We start from the raw sequence: 3,692 nt of genomic DNA, 5'->3' as shown, positions 1-3,692 counted from the left end.
TTCGTCCCGCCTTTCGTCTTCGCCTTGCCGGAAACGACCGGTCCGGCGTGCAGGACCTTCGCTTTCTCCAGCCGCTGGACATTGTCTTCCAGAACGCCGCGTTCGCTGGCCTGCGAGAGGTCCACGCCAATCGAATTCTTCCGCATCGGTCCGTAGAGGCGCGGCGGGGTCGGAATGCGCGGATGACGGCGCGGGCCGGCCTCCACCTTGGCAATAGGATCATCGACGACCTTCTCGACCGGCACATCCGGGTCGAGGAAGGAGTGAACGAAGCTGGTGTTCGCGCCATTCTCAAGCAGGCGGCGGACGAGATAGGGCAACAGGTCCTTGTGCGCGCCGACGGGGGCATAAACACGGACATTTCCGCCTTTCTCAGCCGCGCCATAAAGCGGCTCGCCCATGCCGTGCAGGCGCTGGAACTCGTAATTGGTGACGTCTTCAGCCTCGGCCATCATCAGGATCGTGGCGAGCGAGTGGGCATTATGCGTGGCAAATTGCGGATAGATGCGCGGGCTCGCCATGAGCAGGGCATGGGCGCAGGAGATATAGTTGAGATCGGTATTGTGCTTGGTCGTGAAGACCGGGAAGTTGCGCATGCCCTCTTCCTGGGCATGCTTGATCTCGGTGTCCCAATAGGCGCCCTTCACGAGCCGCACCATCAGGCGCATGCCTGTCTCACCTGCCAGCACAGACAGTCGCTCGATCACCTTGTGCGCACGCTTCTGATAGGCCTGGACTGCGAGGCCGAGACCGTCCCAGCCTTTCAGGCCCGGCTCGCGCATCAGCCGTTCCAGCAGCTTCAGCGAAATGACAAGGCGGTCTGCTTCTTCAGCATCGAGACAGAGATTGATATTGTATCCGGCCGCCTGCTCGCAAAGCGCGTAGAGCTTCGGATATAGCTCCTCTTGGACGCGCGCCTCATTGACCGCTTCATAACGCGGATGGAGCGCTGAAAGCTTGACCGAAATCCCGTTTTTCTTTTCCGGCGCGATCGAGGCATCCATGTCCTCGCCGACCGCATCGATGGCCTGCCTGTATGCCTCATAATACCGCTCGGCGTCGTTTGCCGTGCGGGCGCCTTCGCCCAGCATGTCGAAGCTGAAATTCGCTGCCTCGCCAGCCTTCACCATTTTCGAGCCGCGCCGCTGCGCTTCCTTGACAGTGCGGCCAAGCACGAACTGCTCGCCCATGATCCGCATCGCCTGCATCATGGCGGTACGGATGACCGGCTCGCCGCTTTCCCGGATAAGGCCGGATATGAAGGTGCCAGGCCCTTTCTTTGCGTCCTCAGGTGCGCCGATGACCCGGCCCGTCAGCATCAAGCCCCAGGTCGACGCATTGACCAGCCAGCTATCGGACTGCCCCTTGTGCGCGCCCCAGTCGCCAGACCGGATTTTCTCTGCAATGAGATCATCCCGCGTTTCGGCGTCCGGCACACGCAGCAGCGCCTCGGCAAGGCACATCAGCGCAAGGCCTTCGGAATTGGAAAGGCCGAACTCCTCGAGAAAGCTCTCCATCATGCCCTTGGGCCGGCCGGCGGCGCGGGCAAGTGTCACAAGCTCACGGCCACGTCTGACAGCTGCCGCGCGGGCACGCTCATCAAGCGGCAAGTCTTTCAGAATGTCGGCGACAAGCGCTTCCTCATCGGCGAACTTGACCGTATCGAGTTCGTCCCAGCTGCTCACAATCGTGTCTCCGAAATCGGGCATGGTCCATCTCCTCTCGAAAGCCTGCTGCACTATCGATCCATATACAACGGCATGACGGGTTTACGCCTGCTCGAATACACCTAAAACTGTCGCAGACGGGCCTAAGGGGCCGAACCCAAGGAGAGCGAATGCGTATCATGCTTATAACCGACGCCTGGGAGCCTCAGGTCAATGGCGTCGTGCGAACCATGAAACGCGTGATCCAGGAATGCGAGGAGATGGGCCATGAATGGGAGGTCGTCTCTCCCGCCGATGGCTTCACGACCATTCCCCTGCCGACCTATAGCGAAATCAAGCTCGCCCTTTTTGCCCGCAATCAGATTACCGACCGGTTCGAGAGCTTTCAGCCCGATGCCGTCCACATCGCCACCGAAGGCACGCTGGGGCTCGCTGGCCGGGCCATGTGCCTGAAGGAAAAACATCCCTTCTCAACTTCCTATCATACGCGGTTTCCGGAATATGTCTCGGCGCGTTTTCCCGTGCCGACCGCCTGGGGCTATGGCTAGGTCCGCTGGTTTCACAAGTATTCCGGCAAGGTGATGGTCGCCACGCCCTCCATGCGCAAGGAGCTGGAAGAGCACAAATTCAACAATGTCGTATCCTGGACGCGGGGCGTGGACACTGAGCTGTTTCACCCATCGCGACGGATCGAAGAAGGCCAGCCGGGCGACCCGTTCGAGGGCCTGCCGCGCCCGATCTTCATCAATGTCGGCCGTGTGGCGGTGGAGAAGAATATCGAGGCCTTTGTCGAGCTGGACCTGCCAGGCTCGAAAGTGGTTGTCGGCGAAGGGCCGCAGCTTGCCGAACTCAAAAAGAAATATCCCAAGGTGACATTCCTCGGCGCCCGGTTCGGCGAAGAGCTGGCCACCTGTTTCGCCAGCGCCGATGTGTTCTGTTTTCCAAGCCTGACCGACACGTTCGGCCTCGTCATCCTCGAAGCCATGGCAACCGGCACGCCTGTGGCCGCCTATGACGCGCCCGGCCCGCGCGATATCATTCCGGGCTCCTATGCCGGCGTGATCAGCGAGGATCTGAAACAGGCCTGCCTCGATTGCCTGGACCTGTCACGTGAGACCACGCGCACCTATGCCGAAGGCTATAGCTGGCGAGCGTGCGCCGAAGCCTTTATCGAGAATCTCGACACGCTGCCCGTGCCGGAGCGCAAGCGTTTCTGGCAGAAGATCCGCCTGCGCCGGCGCAAGAAAAAACCCATTCTTCCGACGAGCGACGAGTGATCTACGAGCCGGATATCTACCTCATCCGCTCGCTGGTTAAATCCAGCTTTCCTGACCTTTCAGATGCCGATATCCGGCCGGTCAGATCAGAAGGCACCGACAACCATATCTTCCGGATTGATAATGATCTCTGCCTGCGCATCGCCAAGCGCGATGAGGCCACCCCGTCTCTGAGCGAGCGCGAACCGACCGCGCTCAAGGAGCTCGCTGAGCTGCCACTGGAAACGCCGCGTTTCATGGCGAAAGGACTGCTGCCAGAGCCTGCGGGCTGGCCCTGGATGATCTGCACCTGGCTGCACGGGACATCCATGGACGCGGCAAACCAGGCCGCCACAGAGGCCGATGCGACGCAGCTCGCGCTTTTTCTGTTCGACCTTCAGGGCAGCCACAAACGCTATGCCTCGGCGCCGGCGCCTGACAATCACTGGCGCGGCGTCGATCTTGCCGAACGCGACAATGTCACCCGCCAGGCCATGGCCGTTCTGTCCGATGAGTTCGATGGCGCGCAAATGGAAGCGGTCTGGGAGACCGCGCTCGAAGCTGAGCCTTGCAGGCCTGAAAACCGAACCTGGGTGCATGGCGACATGCATCCTGCCAACCTTATCGTGCGCGATGGAAAGGTGTCAGGCGTGATCGACTGGGGCCTGTCCGGCCTCGGAGACCCCGCCTGCGACCTGATGGCTGCCTACACCGTCTTCAGCGGCAACGCGCGCGGCGCCTTTGCCCGCGCCACAGCCGCCAGCGAAAG

2 protein-coding genes and 1 pseudogene are annotated in these 3,692 nt (G+C 61.2%); 2 read left to right on the top strand and 1 reads right to left on the bottom strand.

Features of this window, described 5'->3' with window-relative positions; translation table 11 throughout:
* Positions 1–1,709, bottom strand: a 1,709-nt coding sequence (locus WA989_RS03340) for a proline dehydrogenase family protein (RefSeq protein WP_424339104.1), incomplete at its 3' end; no start/stop codon positions are given.
* Between the two features lie 128 nt (positions 1,710–1,837).
* Here WA989_RS03340 and WA989_RS03335 point away from each other — a divergent pair.
* Positions 1,838–2,944, top strand: a pseudogene (locus tag WA989_RS03335) (glycosyltransferase family 4 protein).
* Positions 2,941–3,692: phosphotransferase (locus tag WA989_RS03330; RefSeq protein WP_424339103.1), on the top strand; the 752-nt coding region annotated here is incomplete at its 3' end. The pseudogene WA989_RS03335 and the gene WA989_RS03330, both read left to right, overlap by 4 nt.

It is taken from the genome of Henriciella sp. (assembly GCF_049649345.1).
Classification (GTDB): domain Bacteria; phylum Pseudomonadota; class Alphaproteobacteria; order Caulobacterales; family Hyphomonadaceae; genus Henriciella.
This window is presented reverse-complemented; position numbering and strand designations above follow the sequence as displayed.